The following is an 18402-nucleotide window of genomic DNA, read 5'->3' on the forward strand; positions in this document are numbered from 1 at the left end:
GCTCGTCACCCGGCGCCGGCGAGGGAGAGCGCGGCGAGCGGAGACCGCCGCCCCCGCCCGATGGCCCGGAGCGCGGACCAGTCCACCGCCGGGTGCGCAGCCGGGATAGCGTCCACGTCCCCGACCCGGTAGATCGGTACGGTCACCGCCCCGGCCCGGCTTGTGCCGAACTCCACCTCTTGCCACTCGGCGGGCCGTACCCACCTGAGCCGCACCATGTGGTTCCAGTCCGACCGGCGGACCCCGAGGCGCGCGGCGGCCTGATCGGGGCCGAGCGGTGCCAGGGGTGCGAGCAGCTCGGCGAGACCCGGCCGCGCGGCGACGGCCGCCACCTGATCCGGATGGAGAAGCGCGGCCCGGGGGTTGCCGGACAGGTCCATGAGGGTGCCCGCTGCGATCAACTGCCGTACGGTGAAGGCTCGGACGGAGGGCGCTTCCCCCGGAGCGGACGGCGCCCCCAGGGCACCGGCGAGCACTTCGGCCGCCTCGTACGCCGACAGGGGTTCACCCGGCAGGCCCGCCCGGATCGCCTCCGGGTCCATGGCCTCGACTGCGGCCCGGGACCAGAGCCCGCCCTCGGCATCCGGCGCCGGGACCGTGCCCGTGTGCCGACCCCACCGCACCGCCGCCACCGGCACCCGCAGCCGCCCCGCGAGCTCGCCCTCGCCGTACTCCGTCCGCCGCCGCGGCGCCTCCTCGTGCGGTCGAACCGCCGCCGGGTCGATCCCCTCGACTGCGGCCCGGGACCAGAGGAACCCCCGGATGTCGGCCGCCGGGACCACGCCGCCCGCGACCGCCCGGCGGAACGCCGTCACCTGCACCCGCAGCCGCTTCGCGGCTTGCACGTCGCTGTACTCCGTACGCATTCGATCTTCCTTCCGTGGACTGTCCCCGAATGGGGTAGGGCAGAACGTGACAGATCGCATAAAGCGTGTCAAGAGGTGTAATTCGCCTAAGAGTTGGGCGCGCACCCCTCCCGCCGCGCCCGTACACGCGAGGGCGGAATCACCCGCCCGGACGACACCCGGGCACGCAAAAGCGCCCGGCCTCCGAGGAGAGCCGGGCGCTTCGGGTGCGGGTGCGGGTGGTCAGTCGAGCGGGACGCCGTACCGCAGGGTCCAGCCGGGGCCGAGGGTATGACGGGTGACCTCCACGACCCGCCCCTCGGCGGTTTGCCCCTGGTGGGTGATGGTCAGGAGGAGGTCACCCTCCTGCACACCGAGCGCGGCGGCTACTTCGGCGGTGGCCGGACGCTGCTCGATGTCCTCCAGTGCCTCGGATCCCTGATCGAACCCGGCCTCGCGCATCCGGGAGATGATCCCGCCGGCGCCCGTGTCCACCTGCTCGACTCCGGCGGCCTCGGCGACATCGGTCGGGATCCATGTGTTGGCGAGCTGGACCAGGCGGTCACCGTCGTACATCCGCCGGGCCCGGAGGACGACGGGTCCCTCGACACCAAGGAGTGCAGCGACATCGGCCGGAGCCGTGACCCGCTCGACCGTCACCTCGGCGCGCGGAGCGCCGCCCTGGCGGCGGGTCTCGCTCTCGTACGCGCCGTGAGCTCCGCCCTCTTCGCGGGTCGCCGTCCGGTACCGGCTGCGGGCGTCCCGCAGGATGCCCCCGGTCGCGCTGATGGTGTTCTGTGCCATGTGCTTGATCATCCTTCCTGGTGGTGGTGTCAGTGGCTGGGGCCGAGCGGCCACGAGTAGGAGAGGCGCCATAGATGTGTGGGCATCACGTGCACGGTGACTTCCACGGCCCGGCCGTCTTCGGTGCGCCCGATGTGAGTGATCTCGAAAACGCGCTGGTCTTCCGTCATATCTAGAGCCGCGATCTCGTCCTCGTCCGGAGGGCGCACCGCGATTTCTTCCGTGATCGTGTCCTGTGCGTGGCCGAGCTCGGCAAGCCGGGATTTGCTTCCCCCGGGCCCGGTGTCGATCTCCTCAAGGCGGGTGCCTTCTGCGATCTCCAGTGGGAGGTAGGACGTGGCGAGCTGAACCGGGACATCGTCGGCGAGCATCCGCCGTACCCGTGCCACCGACGAGACCTGGGTCGCGTCCACGCCGAGGAGGTCCGCGATCCACGCCGGCGGCTGGATGCGATCAGCGGTGGTGATGGACGAGGGAGTCATGCCCAGATGGCGGATCTCGGCCTCAAAGGCACCCCGGGCCTGTCCCTCCTCCCGGCGGACGCGCATGTACCGAGAGGTCGAGTCCCGGAGGAGCTTGGTCACGATCCGGTGGACGTACGCGCCCCGGCGGCTCTTGGTGATCACTCCGTGGGAGGTGAGCAGCCGGAGGGCCTGTGCGGCCGTGCCCCTGTTGGTCTTGAGCTCTTTGGCGAGTTCTTCCTCGGTGGGCAGCTTGGCCCCCGGCTCGTAGGTCCCCCGGGCGATACGTGCGCGCACCTCGTCGGCGACTGCGCGGAAGGTCGCTCGGCGCGGCTCATCTGTCATGGCGCTCACCCTATCTGTAATCCATCTAGCGGCCGGTGGAGCCTCTACAGCATGAATGGATTCCAAGAGTATTGCAATGGATTCCATTCGGTGGTGTACTCAAGTCGTGCCGATCACGGCACCGCAGCAAGGCCCTCAGGGTTCGCGCTGCTGTTGTCCGCCGCGCCCTGAAACGGGCACGGCCCTGGGGCGTCTTGTCCACGCACACCAGGGCCGCTCGGCGGACTCCTCCGACTGACAGAGGAGTGATCCCGCGTGCGCACCACCATGCCCGAACGCGTCACCGTTCTGCGAATCGGCGCGACGAACGCCGCCGCCTTCGCCCCCTCCCGTCTCGACCTCTCCACCGTGGTCGGTATCGACCTTGACCTCGTCCTCGGCCCGGTCGAGGGCGACGAGAGCGAGGCCGCCGAGCACGCCCGGCTCGCCGCCCTGGTGGACATGGCCAACGCCGGATACATCCCGCGGGGCCGGGGTCTCGACGTGATCGCCGGTCTCGCTGAGGAGATCAAGAAGGCCGAGGACGAGGACAACGCCCGCGGATACGAGCCCGACGACGTGTTCGCCGGGCGGTGGGCCGCTCCGGTGCCCGCCCCGCTCGCGGCGGCCTGACTTCCTGCCGGGTCCTCACGGACCCGGCTTCCCCACCCGGAACCGCCCCCACGGGCGGCGCCGGATGAGGGAGCCGGATCTCGGCACCTGCCAGCACAGGCCGACCCGTCGTCGGCAAGCGAAAAGCCCGGAGGGCCCTCGGAAGGGGTCTGAAGGAAGCGTTCGTTCCTTGAGAACTCCACAGTGAAACTTCCGGCGCCGCTACGACCGCCGGCACTCCCGCGCAGGAGACTGCGAAGGGGTGCCCGGTGCGTCCTCTGGCTGAACCGGCCCCCGTCCGCTGGGGATGCGGACCGCCCGCCCGCAGGCGTGATTGCGGGACAGGCAACGGCGACAAGCCAGCCCTGCCGCGCGGACAGAACCGGAGCACCTTTTCCCATGCCGCCCCTGACGGGCGGACGAGCGATCCGAACGCGCGGTGAGACAAGGGCGAAGAACGCGAGCCCCGCAAGTACGTAGGCGATGACCGGTTCGAGCCCGGTCCGGGGCACGGCGGCCTCTGATGCCGCACCTGCCGACAGCCCCCTTCGGGGCCCGCCGGCACTGCGCCGCTGAAACGGCGCGACCCCCGGCAGGCGTAGCACCGCCTGTGCGCCGGGGGTCTGCACGGAACCCCCGATCACAGGGAGCTGATCCGCATGACCATTCTCGCACTCCTGACCCGGCCGCTGACGTGGGTCTGCCAGCGCTGCGGCTGCCACAACAGCACCAACACCACCCCGTCCGAGGGCTGCGCGTTCTGCCTCCCGGACTGACCCGTCACCAGCACCGCCCCGGCCGGGCCCGCGCCACCCCGCGCTCTGCTCATGGCCGCCGCCCCGGTAGCCCGACAGGGCGCGGAACGCCGGGCCCGGTTCACCGCGGCTTCGCCCGCTGGGCCGCTCGCCCGTACGGCGGGCGGCCCCCTCTCCTCTCTATCTGTCCCGGGCACGGCCCCGGGCCCCCTTCACCTCTCCCGGAGGACTTCAATGACCGCACGCACCATCGCCTTACACCACGCGCTCGACCGCTCCGGTCTCTCCCCCGCGCCCACCCCGGCCGGAACGGGCACCCCGCCGGAGCCGGCGCGGCCGGTGCCGCTCCCGGACCTCTCCCAGTACCACCACCCCCTGTTCGCCGGGTCCGCCCCCGGCCCGTACGAGGGCCAGACCATCTACTCCTTCGGCGGCTTCACCGGACGGGAGACCCGCCCGGCCACGCCGGGGGAGGTGTGGAGGGACACCGCTCTCACCCGCGGACAGCGGATGGAGCTGGACCGCCAGTACGACGCGGCGCGGGTCCTGTGGTCGAAAGCCCGGCTGCGCCTTCTGGCCGGTCCGGCTCTGCGGAAGGCCGCCCCGCTGTGGCAGGCCGTTCACACGGCCCGCGCCGAGCTCGACGCCGTGTTCCGCGCGTTCTGGTCCACCCCTGACGGCATGTGGCGGGCCCGGATCCTGGCCCTGACCGACGCCCAGGAAGCCGCCGTTGCAGCCGCTCAGGTGTGGGATCCGACTGGGGAGAAGCTCGCCCGCCTCGCCGCCGACCAGATGCACGAGGCGGGGGAGGAGTACGAGCTCCCGCTCGCCGAGGTCGCCGCCGAGGCCGGGCTCGACATCACCGGATGGGGCATCGCCCCGGCGTACGAGTACGAGGAGTTCGTCTGGCGCTCCGGCGGCCCGCAGGAAGCCGCGGTCCGCGCGGAGATCACCGCGCAGCGCGAGCGCCTGGCGGACGTCGCCAGCCTGGCCGGACAGCACATGAACAGCACCGATGGAAAGGCACAGGGATGAAGACGTGGTTCAGGGCCGGGGAGCTTTCGGCCCGGTCGATGGTCCTGGCGGTCCTCGGCGTGGTCACGCTCGGCGTGGCCGTGCTGTCGGTCGCGGTGTCCTTCGGGATTCTGGAACCGGCCTTCGGCGGGTGGGCGGTGCCCACCGTGTTCGCGCTCGATGCGCTGTGGGTGGTCTGCCAGGCGGCGGAGATCCTCGCCGGGAACAACCACCGACGGGCGAAGCGGGTCCGGTGGGCCGGACTGTCCCTCACCGCGGTCAACGCCGCGATCCCGACCGCGGAGCTTCTGCTCCGCGAGGGCGGGCGCGTGGATCTGGCCGTGGTGATCACGCCGGTGGCGATCGTCGCAACGAAACTGGCGTGGTGGGTGGCTCTGCCCGCGCTGGGGCGGAAGGCGTCGCCGGGCACGCGGGACCGGATCGAGGCGAAGCGTCAGGAAGTCGCTGACCGGCTGGAGGAGATGGAGGCCGAGGCCGCGCACCGGATCGAGCTGCTGGAGGTCGCCCAGGATCTTGAGGCGCGCGTCGCCGAGGCGGAGACCGCCTACCGGCAAGCCGTTCTGAAGGCGCGACAGACGACAGTGCAAGCACTCCACGCGCAGGCGGAGGCGACCGAGGAGACCGTCACCACGATGCCGCTCCCGGCGGCCGTGACGGGCATCGTGCTGCCGGTGCTCGGCGAGTGGACGCCCGAGCGGCCCGTGCTCCCGGGCCGTGCCGGATCCGGCACGGCCACCGTGCCGGATGACACGGAATGGGGCGGTACCGTCACGGGCCCGCCCGCCCTCGGCACGGGCGCACCGGGCACCGTCACGATGGGAGTCACGCAGGTCAGCACCGGTCCGGATGGCGGACCGGCACACCCCGGCGAGACCGGCACGGACCGGGTCCGTGACGCCGTCACGGACCCCGGCACGGAGAGCGTGACGGGTGTGACGCTCACGGAGATCGCCGCCGTGGCGGGCGTGCCGACACCGGCACGGGGCGAGTACCTCAACGACGCGCAGCTCGCCGTCGTACTGCGCCACCTCCGACACCGGGAGGACCCGCCCCTTTCCTACCGGCAAGCCATGACCGCCTTCCGCCAAGCCGGGTTCGTCGGCGGTGAGGAGCGCATCCGCCGCACCTGGGCCGAGCTGCTGTCCCGCGAGGAGGACAGCCCCTCCGAGCACGCCGGGACACCGGACGAGGACCCGGCCGACGCTGCGGAAGCAGACGAGGAGGACCAGGAGGACGAGGAGGAGGGGGCCGGTCCCCGGCCCTGACCATCCTCCGGCACCACCAGTGCGCGCCCGCCCGGCCCCGGCCGGACGGGCGCGTGCTGCGACTGCCGGAAGAACCATGCAGTCAGCGGCAGCAGACCCGCCCGGCGCAGACCCGGGAAGCAGACCCGGCGAGCGGCCACCTGGCCGCAGACCCGGCGAGCAGACCCGGCCGAGCTCCCGGCGGCGAGCCCGTACCACCAACATCCCGAACGTCCCGATACCGGACGGAGACCGGTTTTATGAGCGACAACCACACCGCCAGCACGGAGACCTCCGGCGGCAGCGGGCAGGACCAGAGCGGCCCCGCCGCCCCGCCGGACGTGATGGCGCAGGTCCGGGCCGCGTACGACGCGGTTGGCGACGCGGTCACCAACCGCCTCGCCGCCGAGACCCCGCCGCCCGCCGCCTGACCTGCCCAGCACACCGGAACAGAGGTGCGCCGACCCGCTTTCTCAGGGCCTGGCCGGCGCACCTCTTCCCACACCCCCTTCAGCTCAGGAGGCAGTTCACCATGGCCTTTTTCGGCCTGATCGGCAACGACCGCCGTATGGCGGCCAGCACCTACAGCGACCGCGAGTCCGCGAGTGAGCGGGCGTCCCGCCGCCGCCGCGCCGCCCACCACCGCGCCGCCAAGACGGCGGACCGGCAGGGACAGGCGTGGGAGGACACCGAGCGCCGCCGCCAGGACCGCGGGCGCAACCGGTGACCACCACCGAACCCCCGGCCGCGGCCTCGCCGGACGCGAGAACCGCCATGACCCGCCGCACCCGGCGGGCCCGGCGCGCGGTCCGCACGGTCCTCGGATCCCGCCACGGCACCGCCGCGTGCACCGGCCAGTGGGCTTTGTTCGACGCTGCGGAGAACGAACTCCCCTGCCCCGCGAGCCGGATCGAGGCCGCCGTCGTGTGCGGCGGCTGCCCGCTGCGGCTGACGTGCGGGTTCCGTATCACTGTCCGCGCCCGCGACCTGGCGCCCTCCGCCTGACCACTCCCCGGCCCCGGCCCCGGGCCCGCCCGTCACGGCGGGGCCCGGGGCCGGGCCCTTCTTCCCTTCGGGAGACTCCGTGTTCACCCGCTTGTTCATCCGCAGGCCCCGGCGCCTGCGGCACCTGCGCCGCCTCGCCGCCACTGCGGCGACCGCGCCCGCCACCCTCACCCGCCTGCCCCACCGTGCCGCCTCCCCGCGCGCCGCCCGGCCGGAGGCCATGGCCCCCGGCTCGGCCGCCGGCGCCGCGGACACCCAGGAGTTGCGGGTACGGGCCTGGCTCCACCACAACCAGTACGGCAGCACCGGCCGCGACGAGGGGGTACGGCGATGAGCAGCGCCCTCACCGGCGACGAGCCGCCGATTGAGCCGACCAGGGTCGTACTGTCCGGCGAACGCGGCGACGCGGCGGGGACACCTCCGCCGTCGTCCAGCACCCCGCCTCCGGCGGACCTGCCCGCCGCGCCCCCGCCGCCGGACGGAGGGGCGCCGGGCCTGCCCGAGCCCCGGGACTGGTGGAGCCGCGGCGGCGGCAGCGTGGCAACGGCCCCCACCGCCGCCCCGGTGTACGTGACCGCCCCGCCGGTCACGTACGTGACGCACAACCACTTCTACCCGGCCGTCCAGACCGGCGGCCCCGCCCGGTTCTCGGTGGCCCGGCTGCGGCCGGTCTGGAACGGCAGCGCCGCCGTGGCCGGGCTGCTGCTGGTGCCGGTTACCGGGCAGCTCGACCCCGACGCGTTCGGGGCCGTCTACGCCGCTGCCGCCGTCGCCGTCGTCGGCGAGCTGGGGGCTCGTATGAAGCACCGGCGTAGCGGCTGGCTGGTCAGGGCGCTGTCCTGGCACGTCGTACTGATCAGCTTCCTGACCCCGGCCGGGATCCACGCCCTCAGCTACCTGTTCACGGGGGTCTGACGGTGACCGGTACGCAGCTCTCCTACGGCGGCCTGGGCCTGGCGGTCGCCGTCCTCGTCCTGACTGCCGCGCGCTGGTGGCGCACCGGCCGTCAGATGCCCGGCGCCGCTGCGCTGAGCGGCGGTCTGCTGATCGGCCTTCTCAGTGCCCTGTGCTCCGGCGGTTTCCTCGGCCTGGCCGCGCACTGGCTGACTGCCGAGGCGACCAACCCGGTTGGCGACCGGGTGACCGGCACCGGGGCCCTGCTCGCCGAGGCTTCCCCGGCCGGGATGACCGCGGGCGGGGGAGTGGCGACCGCGTTCCTGCTCCTGGTCCTCGTCCTGGTCTGGCGCTGCTGCGACAACCAGCTCCGCCGCCAGATCGCGGCCGGTGCCGTCTCCGGCTCGGCCCTCGGCCTGGCGGGCGGTGTCTCCGGCCTTGCCGCCGTGGTGCTCATGCCCGCGGTCAACGCCTTCGGCGATCACCTCCTCGGCCAGGTCGCCGCCGCCTACCAGTAACCCGCCCCCCGCTCCGCACCACGACTATCGGAGGCACTTCCGTGCTCAACATTCCCGCGTCCAGCCTGACCGCCGGCGGCCTGGCCGTCGGACTCGCTATCCCGCTCCACTTCCTCGCCCACTGGCTCAAGGCCAACCTGAAGTCCAAGAAGAAGGATTGGAAGACCCTCATCCCCTTCGCCGGGGGCATCGCCTACGGCGGCATGGCGAGCATGTGCACCGGCGGCCTGATCGCCTTCGGCGCGGGGGTGATCACGTGGTTCGGTAACGGCGCCGGATCCCTGGCGATGTGGGGCGTCACCGGCGGGAACACCACCCGGGGCGTGCGCGCCACCCCGGTGGAGCTGTCGGCCGAGGGCAACATCCTGATGTTCCTGCTGACGATCATCGTTCTCGGCCTGTGGAAAGCGATCAACTCCGCCGAGAAGCGGTTCGCCACCCGCGGCATCGTCGCCGGTGTCCTGCTCGGCCTGTCCGCCGTCCTCGGCGGCGCGGTCGCCGTCAGCGTGATCCCCGCCGTGAACGACCTCGGCGCACGCCTCCTCGGCGCCATCGGCTGACCCCCTTTTTTTTGCCGTTTCCCGGCGCCACCGGCCGCCCGCACCCACCCGCACCGCCCCCGCGCCTCCGCGGCCAGGGGCGCGGTCCGGGCGGGTGCGGGCGGCCGTCGCCGCCCGGCCCCGGCCACCTCGCCCATTCGCCCCGCGCCTCTGGAGACGCACCATGACCCATCTGGACCGGATCGTCATCGACGCCGAGTTCGTGGACGACGACGAACCGACCACCACGACCACAACCACCACGAGTGCCGCGCCCGAGGCCGAGGCGAGCAGGCCCGGCGCGGCGGCCCGCGCCGCCACCTTCCTCAGCGCCGCCACCGTCCGCGAGATCACCGCCGTCCGCGAGGGCCTGCGCGTCCTGGCCGCCGAACGGTCGGGCTGGTTTAACAGCGCCCTTGTCACTGACGCCCACGTCCGCGCCGACCTCCTCAACGACCGGTACGCCACCTGGCAACAGGAACGGACCCGCGAGGCGCAGCGGCTCACCGAGAAGGCCGAGGCGCTGGAGGCGGCGGCCGACGAGCGGCTCGCCGCGGGCAGCTCCGACAGCGCAGGCCCGGACAGCCACAAGCGCGCCGGGAAGGACGCCGGGGGGCTGCGCTCCGAGGCTGCCGCGTGGCGCGAGCGGATCCGTGACATCGAGTCCCAGCCCTACACCGGGCACCGCGAGCCGACCGCCGCCGAGCTCGCCGGGCACCGCAAGCGGATGGCCAACCGCCGCCGCTGGAAGGCCGTTGCCATCGGTCTGGCCGCCGGGTGGGGCATTCTCCAGTTCGGCGGACCCACCCTTCTGGGCAGCATCCTGACCGGGCTGGCGGCCACCGGCTGGGCGAAGGGCCGGTTCGGCACCTGGCGCGCTGCGCCGCCGGAGGTTCCCCAGCTCGACTACGCCGCCCCGGCCGCTCCGGCTGCCCCTGCATCTGCGGCCCCCGGCGCGGCCCCCGGCGGGACGCCGACAGCATCCGCGCCGGGGGAACCCCCGTTCACCCCGCCGCCGCCCTCGGCCGCGCCCGGCTTCACCGCCTCGTGGACTCCGGCTGACACCTCCTCGGCCGCCCCGTCCGGATCGTCCGGCGAGGTGCTCGACTGCGAGGAGACAGACCAGCTCACCGAGGCGATGCTCGCCGCCGGAGCGATCAGCGAGGGCACCGTCCGTCTCGCCCGGCCCGATTCGATCACCCGCGTGCCCGGCGGCTGGCTCGCGCACGTTGTCCTGCCCACGGGCGACGGGGTGACCGCGGAGACCGTCCTCCCCCGGCTCGGCCAGATCGCCGGGGAGATGGGGCTCGACCGGGCGCGTTTCTTCATGGACCCGGTCCACGCTTCCGCCGGCGGGAACGCGAAGACCCTCGCCGTAGCCGCCTTCGCCGAGGACCCGTTCACCACCCCCAGGGCCTCCCCGCTGACCGGCATGGACACGGTCGATGTGTGGGACACCGGTATCCCGGTAGCCTTCGACGCCTTTGGCGCCCTGGTCCACCTCGTCCTCAAAGACACGAGCCTCGCGCTCGGAGGCGCCTCCCGCTCCGGCAAGGGCGCGGCCCTGCGCGGCATCATCGCCGGCGCCCTGCTGGACCTGCGCGTGAACCTGCGGCTGATCGACGGCAAGGCCCCCGGTCAGGACCGGTGGCGCCACCTGGCCGCCACCTTCGTGGACGAGCCCGGCACCAAGGGCGCCAAGCGCACCCGGGCCCTGCTGGAAGCCCTCGTAACCGATCTGGACCGCCGGGCCGCGATCCTCAAGCGGTACGGGATGGAACAGATCGACGACCCCCGCCTGATCGCCGAACTCGGCGGGCTGGAACTCGTCGTCATTGACGAGGCCGCGGCCGTCACCGGGGACCGCAAGCACGGCGCGGCGATCAAAGAAGCGCTCAGCGCCCTCGCGGCCCGGGGCCTGGCGTTCGGGATCATCCTCGTCATCGCCACCCAGGTCGTCACCAAGGGCAATGACGGAGTCCTGCCCCGCCTCGTCACCGGCAATGTGACGTGGAAGTGGGCGATGCGGGTCACCGAGACGACCGAGTCCAACATGGCGTTGTCCCAGGGCGCGGCGAAGGCCGGGTGGGACGCTTCCAAGCTGGACCCGGGGATCCGCGGCATGGGAATCCTCCTCGCCGACCGCTACCGCCGTATCCGCTCTCTCTGGCTTGACGGCCCCGAGCTCCTCACTCTGATCGACACCATCACCCGCATCCGTACCGCCGCCGGACGGATGCGCGGGCAGTGGGCCGACCCGATCGAATCGGCGATGCGCAACCAGAGCACCCCGCCCCCGGGGCACGGGCACACCGCATCACCGCAACCGTCCGCCTCGCCCGAGGCGGACGACGCGGAGCCGGACGACGGTACCGGCGGGGACGAATCCGTATCCGCGGACGGTGTCCCCGTTCTGCTGCTCCGCGCGCACCGGATCGTGTCGGACGCCGGCGGCCGGATGCACACCGGACCGCTCGCCCAGGGCCTCGGATACGAGGACGCGCGGACGCTCGGCATCACCCTCAACGGCCTCTTGCGGAGGGTCGGTGTCGAGCGTCCGGCGGGCGGTCAGCTCCGCGTACCCGGGACCGAGAAGCCCGGTCTCGGCTACTACGCCGAGACCCTCGCCGCCGCCATCGACCAGTACCGAAAGTGACCGCCAACCCCATACAGCCCCTGTAACGGCATCCCAGACGCTCCGTCTGGGATGCCGTTCCTGTAGGGGGTCCCGACCTGCATGTATGGGGTGTCTGGGGTCAGGAAGCCACCCCCGGAACCGCTCCGGTAAGCCCCAGACGGCCGCCCCACCCAGCCCCACCCCAGACACCCCCAACACCCCATACAGATCACACAAAGTCACCTAGCGTGGGACCGGCGGCCAAGGCCGGTCCGGACGTGCGGGGGGCCTTCTCCCACAGGAGGGAAGAACCCGTCACCATGTCCCGTGAGACCCGCGCACGCCACTGGAGAAGGAGCCGACCGTATGACCATCGAGGTACTCGCCGAGGCCGAGAACGCTCGCGCCACGATGGGAGAGCAGACCTCGTGATCGAACACTCGCGCGCGGCACGGCTCCACATCGTGCCCGCTGCGGACGCCCCGGCCGACGAGCCCGCAGCCGACGAGATCGAGCGGGAGGTCGAGGTACTCGCCCCGGCCGCCGCCGCGGCCCTGCGGCTCCTCGCCGAGGCGATCCGGCGGCGCCACGCCGACCCGGACACCGTCGTGCAGGCCCTCAAGAACGCCCGGGTGCACAAGGAGTTCGCCGGGGTGCTCGACGCGGCGTCCGAAGTCGTCATGGCCGCCCTTGAAGATCCGTACGAGTTCGACGGCCGTCTCCGTGCTGAGAACCTCGCCGACGCAGCCGGTCAGGTACGGAATGCCTTCCGCTGGCTGTAGCACCACCTGACGGCAACGAGCCCGGCCCCTCCCAGGGGTCCGGGCTCGTTGCCGTTTGTGGGCGCGGCGATCTCAGGGAACGTCACCCCGCCAGTCCCACCGCAACGGATCGTCCTCCCTGGGCTCGTAGTCGGACCGGCCGCCCGGCCCGTACCGACCTGTGGGGGAGATCAGATAGGCACCGTCGCCGAGCTCCTCCTCCGTCTGTCCGGTGATGTCGAGGAGCTGCTCGCCGAGCGGGCCCCCGCAGAGCTCCGCATACGTGTGGCCGGGCCGCGGCCACGGGGCGGGGTCGTCATGGTCCGAGCCGTACACCCGGCGCTGATCAGTCGTCATGCTCCAAGAGTCCCAGCCGGACTGGACCGCGCGGGCGGATTCGGCCGTTGTGCTGCGGACGGCCCGGAATGCTGGTCCGCGATGGCCGCCCGTGTCAGCCGTACGGCATCCACAAAGACCCGGACCCGCTCGCACCGCCCCCATATCCGCAAGTCCGGCTGCGGGCCGGTCACTGCCAGGCCCCCGGCACGCTGCGGACGTACCCTGTGATCGTCTTCCGGTAGAGGTCGTGGCCGGTGTCGCGGGAGTGCTCCGCGATCCACTCCGCGACCGCGTCCTCGGTGGCGTGCTCCTCGGACGTGGCCGCGCCGCAGTCGGAATCCTCGCCGGTCACGCACATGGCCGAGCACGCCGGCGGGGGCGACGAGGGGTCAGCGCTGATCTTGTAGTCCCTGAACCGGTACGTCGCCCGGGTCACCGTTCATCCCGCCCGGCGCTGGCCGTCAGAGTGACCGTCACTTCCCAGGACCCCGGGGTATCGGCGGCGCCGGGGTCGTGGGACAAGTGAAGGGACCGGGGTGTGAGGTTGGCCGCCGCGTCCCGGGTGAGATCGGCCGCGGCCTGCAAGGCATCGGCGGCAGTCCTGCCGGAGCACACCACCGCCGTGTGCGCGCTCACCGTGACGGCCGATCCGGGAACGAGCGCAAAAAGACCCGCGACGGTCCTTCCGGCCGTGTCGAGACTGGCGACGAGATCACGGGCGAACGCGGGTCCCTGGCGGACGAGCCCGGTCTCGCCCGTCAGGGACCCCGGGGAATCCGTACGGTCCGGACTGCCGGGGTCGGTCTGGATTGAAGGCGTCATGCCCGGGACGGTAGGCGCGGTGTCGGGGAACGAAGGCACACGGTGTGTGTGCCTTCCCTGGCAGCCGCCTGGCCCGGCTCCGTGTGCGAGCCCACCCGGCCGGAGAGCATCGGCCCATGGATGATCGGATCTCGCTGTTCGAGCTCGTGCGCGCCGTCCCGTACGCCACGGATGGCGCGCACGCCGCGGAGGAGCTGCTCGCGGTCGGCCGCGGTGACTGCCTGGCGAAGTCTGCGTTCCTCGTCCGGGGGTTCCGGGCGATGGGGTACCCGGCGCGGCGGGTGCGGTGGCTGTACCTTCTTCCGCCCCGGCCTGCCGAGGTGCGGCTCCTGCGGTCCCGTGAGGACGTGCACAGCGCCGCCGAGGTCGAGCTCGGCGGCCGATGGGTGCTCGTGGACGCGACCCACGACCCCGGTCTCGGCGCCGCCGGTCTCGCCGTTGCCGAGTGGGACGGCGAGACCGACACCGTCCCGGCCTACCCGCCGGCGGGCCCGGTCTGGCGCCCGGGGGACGGGCCGGAGCCGGTCCCGAACCTCTGCTCGGCCGGGCCCGACCCGGCCGGGCCGAGGTACCGCGCTGCCTTCAACCGCTGGTTGCGGGAGGCTCGGCGCGGGTGACTTCCGCTCATCCGCGGAGCAGACCGGCGATGTTGAGGACCAGGAGCACGACGACGGCCGCCCACCCGCAGACCGCCGCCGCCCGCCCCAGCACCCGGGCGGGCCCGGGTGTCACCCTGTCCGGCTCGTCCGGTGCGGGTGCTGCCGGATGCCCTCGTTCGCCGACGCGACACCGAGCTCCCGGCCGCCGGACCGGGCGGCGGTGCGCAGCGCCTCGAACGCCGCGCAGATCACGCACCCGGCCACGGGCGCCGGCTCCTCCGCGGCGGCGGCCTCGTTCCGCAGAGCGAGGAGGCCCTCGACAAGGCCCGCAAGGAGAGCGGGAGTTGCCTTCCGGAAGGGGCCGCGGCCGACTTCCGGGGGGAGTCCCGGGAGGGGCTCGGTCCGCGTCTCGTCGGGCATCTGCTCGTACCGGCGGCGGAGTGCGGCGCGGATCTCGTCATCGGACATCGCGCGCGGCCGGGGCGGGGGGAGAGGCGGTGCTCCGGCGGGGGCGCCGTGGGGAGCGGCGGGTGCAGGTGTGTGCGGCATACCGGGGACCGTAGGCCCGGCCGCCCGGGGACCCGGCACACGGATCGTGTGCCTTGCGGGGCCGCGGTCCGGGGGCGCCGTCGAGGTCCGCGCCGGGGCCGCCGCCGCCGAGGGGGAGACCCGCGGCGCCGAGACTGCCGTCGAGCCCCGCCCGCCCAAGGCGGCCTGACAGGTGTGGGCCCTGCCGCTTCAACCGGCAGGGCCCACACCCCCACTCTAGAGCGCCCGCTCCCCGGCCCGGGGAGCGGGCGCTCCTCTATATATGGATGGGGCCCCGGAGCGTATGCTCCGGGGCCCCGGGACGCGGACAGCTCCCACGGGGGGAGGAGCCATCCGCGGGCATCAGCAGCGGGCGCCGTCGAGCCTCTCGGCGTCCGCCGCGGTGACCGCCGCCAGGAGCGGCGCCACCTCAACATAGATCGTCTCCCCGCGGTACGGGCCGCTTAGCCACGACGCCGCCCACGACCCCGGGTGCATATCCGGGACGAGCAGCCACGACCCGGTAGACAGCAGCCGTACACCCTGCGGGACGCCGTCGCCGAGTGCTCCCGACCCGGCGGGCACCAGAACGGCGAGCTCCTGACGGTTGCGGTCCGCGATGACCATGTGTCCGTCGTCCAGCCCCAGCCCGAGTATGTCCAGCGCGGCCAGGCCCCGGGCCAGGGGCGTGATGATCACGGCGTCCCAGTGCACGCCGCAGTCCGCAAGGCGTGTCACCCCGCCGCGCAGGGCGGCGAGTGCCTCGTCGGAGGGGTCGAGGTGGTCCGTCCATCTCATGGGGACTGAGTCCTTTGATCCGGCCATATCCGCACCGTAATAGCGGTACAACGATAGGTAGGCACACGATGTGTGTGCCCTTCTTCGGGGATCAGGCATGGCACAGACCTTCGGCCGCCGCATCGCCTATTGGCGGGAGCGCCGGCGCATCACGCAAACCGATCTCGGCGCCCTCATCGGCAAGAGCCGACGATGGGTGCAAGCGGTCGAGGCGGGGGAGCGGCAGGCCGATCCGCAAATCTCCGTGGTTGAGGCCGTGGCCCGCGCGCTGACCATCCCGGTCGAGCTCCTCCTCGGCGACACCCCCCCGCCCCGCGGCGTGGACGATGTCGAGTTCGCCGCGATCCGCGGCGCCCTCGACCGGCACGACGTGATCACGGGCACGGCCGGGGCCGGAGCCGCCCCCCTGCCCGTGGCCACCCTGCACCGCCGCCTCGTCCACGCCCGCAGCGCCTTCCAGTCCGGCAAGTTCGGCAGCCTCGGCGGCCTGGTGCCGTCCCTTCTGGTGGAGACCAACAGAGCTGCCGCCCTTCACGACGGCGACGAGCAGCTCCGCGCGTACGGCCTCCTCGCCACCGTCATGGACCTGGTCGAGGCCGCCGCCGTGAAGTACGGCGCCACCGACGTTGCACTCGTCGCCGGGCACCGCGCGGTGGCCGCCGCCGAGAGATCCGAGGACACGGTCGTCATCGCCGCGGCCTGCCGCCACCTCGCGGACGCGATGACCGGGCAGGGACAACCCCGTGCCGCCGCGACGTTTGCCGTTGCCTCCGCGGCCCGCCTTGAGACCGACCTCCGCGCCCGCGGCGGCGCCGGGTTGTCGGTCCTGGGGATGCTCTACCTCAAAGGTGCGATGGCGCAGGCCCGCGCCGGAGCGGGTTCGGATCTCCTCGCCGCCTCCGCGGCCCGCGCCGTACCCGAGCTCTTGGACCAGGCCGCCGAGCACGCCGCCGAACTCGGCCACGATGCCAATCACCACTGGACCGCGTTCGGCCCGACGAACGTCTCCGTCCACCGCGTCACCGCGCACACTCACCTGTCCGAAGGCGCCGCCGCCGTCTCCGTCGCCGCCGACATCACCCCCGACGCCCGCGCCGGGCTTCCCCGCGAACGGCGCGCTCACCACCTCGTTGACCTCGCCCGCGCGCACGCGCAGGCCGGAGACCGGGCCGCCGCGGTCGATGTCCTCCTCGACGCCGAAGGCGAATCAGAGGAGGAGGTGCAGTGCCGCCCCAAGTCGGTGCGCCTGGTCGAGGAGCTCCGCCTCCTCGGCGTCGGCAGCAGCGCCGAGGGGCGGTTGCGTCTCCTCGCCCGGCGCTGTGGACTGCCCGGGTGACCACCACACGGACGCTCTACCTCATTGCCTGCGCCGCCCCGCCGGCGCTCCGACTCGCCGTCCCGATCCGTACCGCACAGGCGGCCGGGTGGGATGTCTGCCTGATCCTGACCCCCACCGCGCACAGGTGGCACACCGACGACCCGGCGGGCCGCCTGTCCGAACTGCGCACCCTCACCGGCCACCCGATCCGGTACGAGTACAAGCTCCCGTCCGGCCGCGATGTCCTCCCCAAGCCCGACGCCCTACTCGTCGCCCCGCTCACGAACAACACGCTCCACAAGTGGGCGAGCGGCATCTCGGACGACCTCGCCCTCGGACTGCTCACCGAGGGAATCGGCCTCGGCCTGCCCATCGTCGCCCTGCCGTACTGGAACGCCGCCCAGGGCCGACACCCCGCCGTCGCGCGCAGCGTCGCCGAGCTGCGCGCCGCCGGGGTGACCGTGCTCCTGGCCGACGAGCACGGCGGACCCGGGTTCGTACCCCACGAGCCCCGGCATGGGAATGTGGACGCGTACCCGTGGGAGCTCGCTCTCGCTGCTCTCCCTGGCGCTTGAGGCCCGGCCGCCGGGCACAGAACAGGAACGGTGAAGGGCCCGTCCGCAGTGGACGGGCCCTTCGTTTTTCGGCCGGGTTCAGCTCACACCCATTCGTCCGGCCATCCCTCGCGCACGTAGGGGAAGATCCCGGGAGGGATCTGCACTCCGCCGACTCCACTCCCTGTCGTGGCAGCGGCGGCCAGAGTGCGGACGTACTCCACATCGTGCGTCAGCCGCGTAACCCGCCCTGTGAACGTGTCATTCACCATGAGCAGCCCGTATCCGCCCTCGACCGGGGGAAGCCCGGCGGCCCTGCACCAGGCCCGGTACCGGTCGAGCCCTCCCAGGTCCGCAGGTGTGGCGAACGCGTGCTCGTGCTGACCGCTCATCGCGGACCCCTTCGCCTGGAGTTACCGCCGGGGACCTTACGGGACGACCTTGGTCCCCACCTCCCGCATGGTCCTCTTCCGGCCGGAGCGGTCGGGCCCGGCAGGACCCCCGCGTCACCGCAGCCGCACGCAGATCCGCTTGCCGACCCCGCGGAACTCGATACAGATCCTCGTGTTCACCGGGTACCGCGGCCCCGTACGCCCGTCGCGTCCCCAGTGCGTTTCCACGAAGGACACGCGCGCATCCGGGCGCCGGGCCTTCTTCCACCCGGAGGCGGCCCGCATCTTGCCCCCGGGCCGCTGGTACAGCCACCGCGCCTCGTACGTCTTCCGCTTCCCGGAGCGCTCGGTCGAGGCGTACACCCATCCGACCCCGCGGGACTTGGACCCCTTCTTGTGCCAGTGCTTGACCACGATGCCGGGTGCGCACCCCCCGCCCTTCACCGCCCGGCACGCGTTCAGCCGGTCGTACTCGTACGACGCCGCGGGGGCCGGGGCGGCACCTGCGCCCACGAGCACCAGGGCCAGGGCCACCGTCGTCAGAACGTGCTGAATTCGTCTCATGATCAGCCAACCGCCCCGGGCGCCGGTCGGAGACGCCCCCACCGCTCACACCACACGCCCGGGTGACCCTGGCG

The 18402-nt window shown here is 72.9% G+C and carries 25 protein-coding genes; 15 read left to right on the forward strand and 10 right to left on the reverse strand.

Features of this window, described 5'->3' with window-relative positions:
* Positions 1-5 precede the first annotated feature (5 nt).
* The 3 genes from ACWDR0_RS23790 to ACWDR0_RS23800 all read right to left on the reverse strand — a co-directional run bounded on the left by ACWDR0_RS23790 (position 6) and on the right by ACWDR0_RS23800 (position 2455).
* Positions 6-866: a hypothetical protein gene (locus ACWDR0_RS23790; RefSeq protein ID WP_456353768.1), complete on the reverse strand. Its 861-nt coding sequence runs from the start codon at positions 864-866 to the stop codon at positions 6-8.
* A gap of 222 nt (positions 867-1088) precedes the next feature.
* A complete protein-coding gene (locus ACWDR0_RS23795) occupies positions 1089-1649 on the reverse strand; it encodes a UTRA domain-containing protein (protein WP_456353769.1) in 561 nt (186 codons plus the stop codon).
* Positions 1650-1678: 29 nt separating this feature from the next.
* Positions 1679-2455: a GntR family transcriptional regulator gene (locus ACWDR0_RS23800; RefSeq protein WP_456353770.1), complete on the reverse strand. Its 777-nt coding sequence runs from the start codon at positions 2453-2455 to the stop codon at positions 1679-1681.
* A 255-nt stretch (positions 2456-2710) separates the two neighbouring features.
* On the opposite strand from ACWDR0_RS23800, the gene ACWDR0_RS23805 reads away from it, so the two are divergent.
* From ACWDR0_RS23805 to ACWDR0_RS23860, 12 genes are all read left to right on the forward strand, one after another.
* Positions 2711-3067 (forward strand): hypothetical protein, encoded by a 357-nt coding sequence (locus ACWDR0_RS23805; protein ID WP_456353771.1) that lies wholly within the window; start codon positions 2711-2713, stop codon positions 3065-3067.
* Positions 3068-4035: 968 nt separating this feature from the next.
* Positions 4036-4836, forward strand: coding sequence for a hypothetical protein (locus ACWDR0_RS23810; RefSeq protein ID WP_456353772.1), 801 nt, complete (start codon positions 4036-4038; stop codon positions 4834-4836).
* The gene (locus ACWDR0_RS23815; protein ID WP_456353773.1) at positions 4833-6101 is read left to right on the forward strand and encodes a hypothetical protein; all 1269 of its coding nucleotides are present in this window, start codon (positions 4833-4835) and stop codon (positions 6099-6101) included. The genes ACWDR0_RS23810 and ACWDR0_RS23815 overlap by 4 nt, the downstream gene beginning before the upstream one ends.
* Positions 6102-6340: 239 nt before the next feature.
* On the forward strand, positions 6341-6511 hold the full coding sequence (locus tag ACWDR0_RS23820; RefSeq protein WP_456353774.1) for a hypothetical protein: 171 nt from the start codon (positions 6341-6343) through the stop codon (positions 6509-6511).
* A 101-nt stretch (positions 6512-6612) separates the two neighbouring features.
* The gene (locus tag ACWDR0_RS23825) at positions 6613-6807 is read left to right on the forward strand and encodes a hypothetical protein (protein ID WP_456353775.1); all 195 of its coding nucleotides are present in this window, start codon (positions 6613-6615) and stop codon (positions 6805-6807) included.
* Positions 6804-7085: a hypothetical protein gene (locus ACWDR0_RS23830; protein ID WP_456353776.1), complete on the forward strand. Its 282-nt coding sequence runs from the start codon at positions 6804-6806 to the stop codon at positions 7083-7085. Before ACWDR0_RS23825 ends, ACWDR0_RS23830 begins: the two co-directional genes overlap by 4 nt.
* 79 nt (positions 7086-7164) lie before the next feature.
* The gene (locus ACWDR0_RS23835) at positions 7165-7419 is read left to right on the forward strand and encodes a hypothetical protein (protein ID WP_456353777.1); all 255 of its coding nucleotides are present in this window, start codon (positions 7165-7167) and stop codon (positions 7417-7419) included.
* On the forward strand, positions 7416-8000 hold the full coding sequence (locus ACWDR0_RS23840) for a hypothetical protein (RefSeq protein ID WP_456353778.1): 585 nt from the start codon (positions 7416-7418) through the stop codon (positions 7998-8000). The genes ACWDR0_RS23835 and ACWDR0_RS23840 overlap by 4 nt, the downstream gene beginning before the upstream one ends.
* 2 nt (positions 8001-8002) lie before the next feature.
* A complete protein-coding gene (locus tag ACWDR0_RS23845) occupies positions 8003-8497 on the forward strand; it encodes a hypothetical protein (RefSeq protein WP_456353779.1) in 495 nt (164 codons plus the stop codon).
* 41 nt (positions 8498-8538) lie between these two features.
* Complete coding sequence (locus ACWDR0_RS23850) at positions 8539-9057, forward strand: hypothetical protein (RefSeq protein ID WP_456353780.1); 519 nt, start codon at positions 8539-8541, stop codon at positions 9055-9057.
* Positions 9058-9220: 163 nt separating this feature from the next.
* Entirely contained in the window at positions 9221-11692 is a 2472-nt protein-coding gene (locus tag ACWDR0_RS23855; RefSeq protein WP_456353781.1) for an FtsK/SpoIIIE domain-containing protein, read from the forward strand.
* A gap of 389 nt (positions 11693-12081) precedes the next feature.
* Positions 12082-12435 carry a hypothetical protein gene (locus ACWDR0_RS23860; RefSeq protein WP_456353782.1) on the forward strand — a complete coding sequence of 118 codons (354 nt, stop codon included), beginning with the start codon at positions 12082-12084 and terminating at the stop codon, positions 12433-12435.
* Positions 12436-12507: 72 nt separating this feature from the next.
* Here ACWDR0_RS23860 and ACWDR0_RS23865 read toward each other — a convergent pair whose 3' ends face one another.
* From ACWDR0_RS23865 to ACWDR0_RS23875, 3 genes are all read right to left on the reverse strand, one after another.
* On the reverse strand, positions 12508-12771 hold the full coding sequence (locus tag ACWDR0_RS23865; RefSeq protein WP_456353783.1) for a hypothetical protein: 264 nt from the start codon (positions 12769-12771) through the stop codon (positions 12508-12510).
* 169 nt (positions 12772-12940) lie between these two features.
* Positions 12941-13189, reverse strand: coding sequence for a DUF7848 domain-containing protein (locus ACWDR0_RS23870; RefSeq protein ID WP_456353784.1), 249 nt, complete (start codon positions 13187-13189; stop codon positions 12941-12943).
* Complete coding sequence (locus ACWDR0_RS23875; protein ID WP_456353785.1) at positions 13186-13575, reverse strand: hypothetical protein; 390 nt, start codon at positions 13573-13575, stop codon at positions 13186-13188. The genes ACWDR0_RS23870 and ACWDR0_RS23875 overlap by 4 nt, the downstream gene beginning before the upstream one ends.
* A 116-nt stretch (positions 13576-13691) precedes the next feature.
* On the opposite strand from ACWDR0_RS23875, the gene ACWDR0_RS23880 reads away from it, so the two are divergent.
* Positions 13692-14192 (forward strand): transglutaminase domain-containing protein, encoded by a 501-nt coding sequence (locus tag ACWDR0_RS23880; protein ID WP_456353786.1) that lies wholly within the window; start codon positions 13692-13694, stop codon positions 14190-14192.
* A 111-nt stretch (positions 14193-14303) separates the two neighbouring features.
* Here the strand turns inward: ACWDR0_RS23880 and ACWDR0_RS23885 are convergent, their stop codons facing one another.
* Together ACWDR0_RS23885 and ACWDR0_RS23890 are read right to left on the reverse strand one after the other, a co-directional pair.
* On the reverse strand, positions 14304-14723 hold the full coding sequence (locus ACWDR0_RS23885) for a hypothetical protein (RefSeq protein WP_456353787.1): 420 nt from the start codon (positions 14721-14723) through the stop codon (positions 14304-14306).
* 342 nt (positions 14724-15065) lie between these two features.
* Complete coding sequence (locus tag ACWDR0_RS23890; RefSeq protein ID WP_456353788.1) at positions 15066-15500, reverse strand: hypothetical protein; 435 nt, start codon at positions 15498-15500, stop codon at positions 15066-15068.
* Positions 15501-15597: 97 nt separating this feature from the next.
* Between ACWDR0_RS23890 and ACWDR0_RS23895 the strand changes: the two genes are divergently transcribed.
* On the forward strand, positions 15598-16836 hold the full coding sequence (locus ACWDR0_RS23895; protein WP_456353789.1) for a helix-turn-helix domain-containing protein: 1239 nt from the start codon (positions 15598-15600) through the stop codon (positions 16834-16836).
* Positions 16833-17393 carry a flavoprotein gene (locus tag ACWDR0_RS23900; RefSeq protein ID WP_456353790.1) on the forward strand — a complete coding sequence of 187 codons (561 nt, stop codon included), beginning with the start codon at positions 16833-16835 and terminating at the stop codon, positions 17391-17393. The genes ACWDR0_RS23895 and ACWDR0_RS23900 overlap by 4 nt, the downstream gene beginning before the upstream one ends.
* A gap of 83 nt (positions 17394-17476) precedes the next feature.
* On the opposite strand, the gene ACWDR0_RS23905 is transcribed toward ACWDR0_RS23900, so the two are convergent.
* Positions 17477-17764, reverse strand: coding sequence for a hypothetical protein (locus tag ACWDR0_RS23905; RefSeq protein WP_456353791.1), 288 nt, complete (start codon positions 17762-17764; stop codon positions 17477-17479).
* 114 nt (positions 17765-17878) lie between these two features.
* Entirely contained in the window at positions 17879-18328 is a 450-nt protein-coding gene (locus ACWDR0_RS23910; RefSeq protein ID WP_456353792.1) for a hypothetical protein, read from the reverse strand.
* Between the last annotated feature and the right edge of the window lie 74 nt (positions 18329-18402).

Source organism: Streptomyces sp. NPDC003691 (assembly GCF_053981115.1).

Excerpts from the sequence above, each read along its gene's own strand:
- ACWDR0_RS23790 (WP_456353768.1), bottom strand. The coding sequence starts at position 866 with ATGCGTACGGAGTACAGCGACGTGCAAGCCGCGAAGCGGCTGCGGGTG.
- ACWDR0_RS23885 (WP_456353787.1), bottom strand. The coding sequence starts at position 14,723 with ATGCCGCACACACCTGCACCCGCCGCTCCCCACGGCGCCCCCGCCGGA.
- ACWDR0_RS23875 (WP_456353785.1), bottom strand. The coding sequence starts at position 13,575 with ATGACGCCTTCAATCCAGACCGACCCCGGCAGTCCGGACCGTACGGAT.
- ACWDR0_RS23895 (WP_456353789.1), top strand. The coding sequence starts at position 15,598 with ATGGCACAGACCTTCGGCCGCCGCATCGCCTATTGGCGGGAGCGCCGG.
- ACWDR0_RS23880 (WP_456353786.1), top strand. The coding sequence starts at position 13,692 with ATGGATGATCGGATCTCGCTGTTCGAGCTCGTGCGCGCCGTCCCGTAC.
- ACWDR0_RS23795 (WP_456353769.1), bottom strand. The coding sequence starts at position 1,649 with ATGGCACAGAACACCATCAGCGCGACCGGGGGCATCCTGCGGGACGCC.
- ACWDR0_RS23910 (WP_456353792.1), bottom strand. The coding sequence starts at position 18,328 with ATGAGACGAATTCAGCACGTTCTGACGACGGTGGCCCTGGCCCTGGTG.
- ACWDR0_RS23855 (WP_456353781.1), top strand. The coding sequence starts at position 9,221 with ATGACCCATCTGGACCGGATCGTCATCGACGCCGAGTTCGTGGACGAC.
- ACWDR0_RS23905 (WP_456353791.1), bottom strand. The coding sequence starts at position 17,764 with ATGAGCGGTCAGCACGAGCACGCGTTCGCCACACCTGCGGACCTGGGA.
- ACWDR0_RS23825 (WP_456353775.1), top strand. The coding sequence starts at position 6,613 with ATGGCCTTTTTCGGCCTGATCGGCAACGACCGCCGTATGGCGGCCAGC.
- ACWDR0_RS23810 (WP_456353772.1), top strand. The coding sequence starts at position 4,036 with ATGACCGCACGCACCATCGCCTTACACCACGCGCTCGACCGCTCCGGT.
- ACWDR0_RS23890 (WP_456353788.1), bottom strand. The coding sequence starts at position 15,500 with ATGAGATGGACGGACCACCTCGACCCCTCCGACGAGGCACTCGCCGCC.
- ACWDR0_RS23815 (WP_456353773.1), top strand. The coding sequence starts at position 4,833 with ATGAAGACGTGGTTCAGGGCCGGGGAGCTTTCGGCCCGGTCGATGGTC.
- ACWDR0_RS23840 (WP_456353778.1), top strand. The coding sequence starts at position 7,416 with ATGAGCAGCGCCCTCACCGGCGACGAGCCGCCGATTGAGCCGACCAGG.
- ACWDR0_RS23820 (WP_456353774.1), top strand. The coding sequence starts at position 6,341 with ATGAGCGACAACCACACCGCCAGCACGGAGACCTCCGGCGGCAGCGGG.
- ACWDR0_RS23800 (WP_456353770.1), bottom strand. The coding sequence starts at position 2,455 with ATGACAGATGAGCCGCGCCGAGCGACCTTCCGCGCAGTCGCCGACGAG.
- ACWDR0_RS23865 (WP_456353783.1), bottom strand. The coding sequence starts at position 12,771 with ATGACGACTGATCAGCGCCGGGTGTACGGCTCGGACCATGACGACCCC.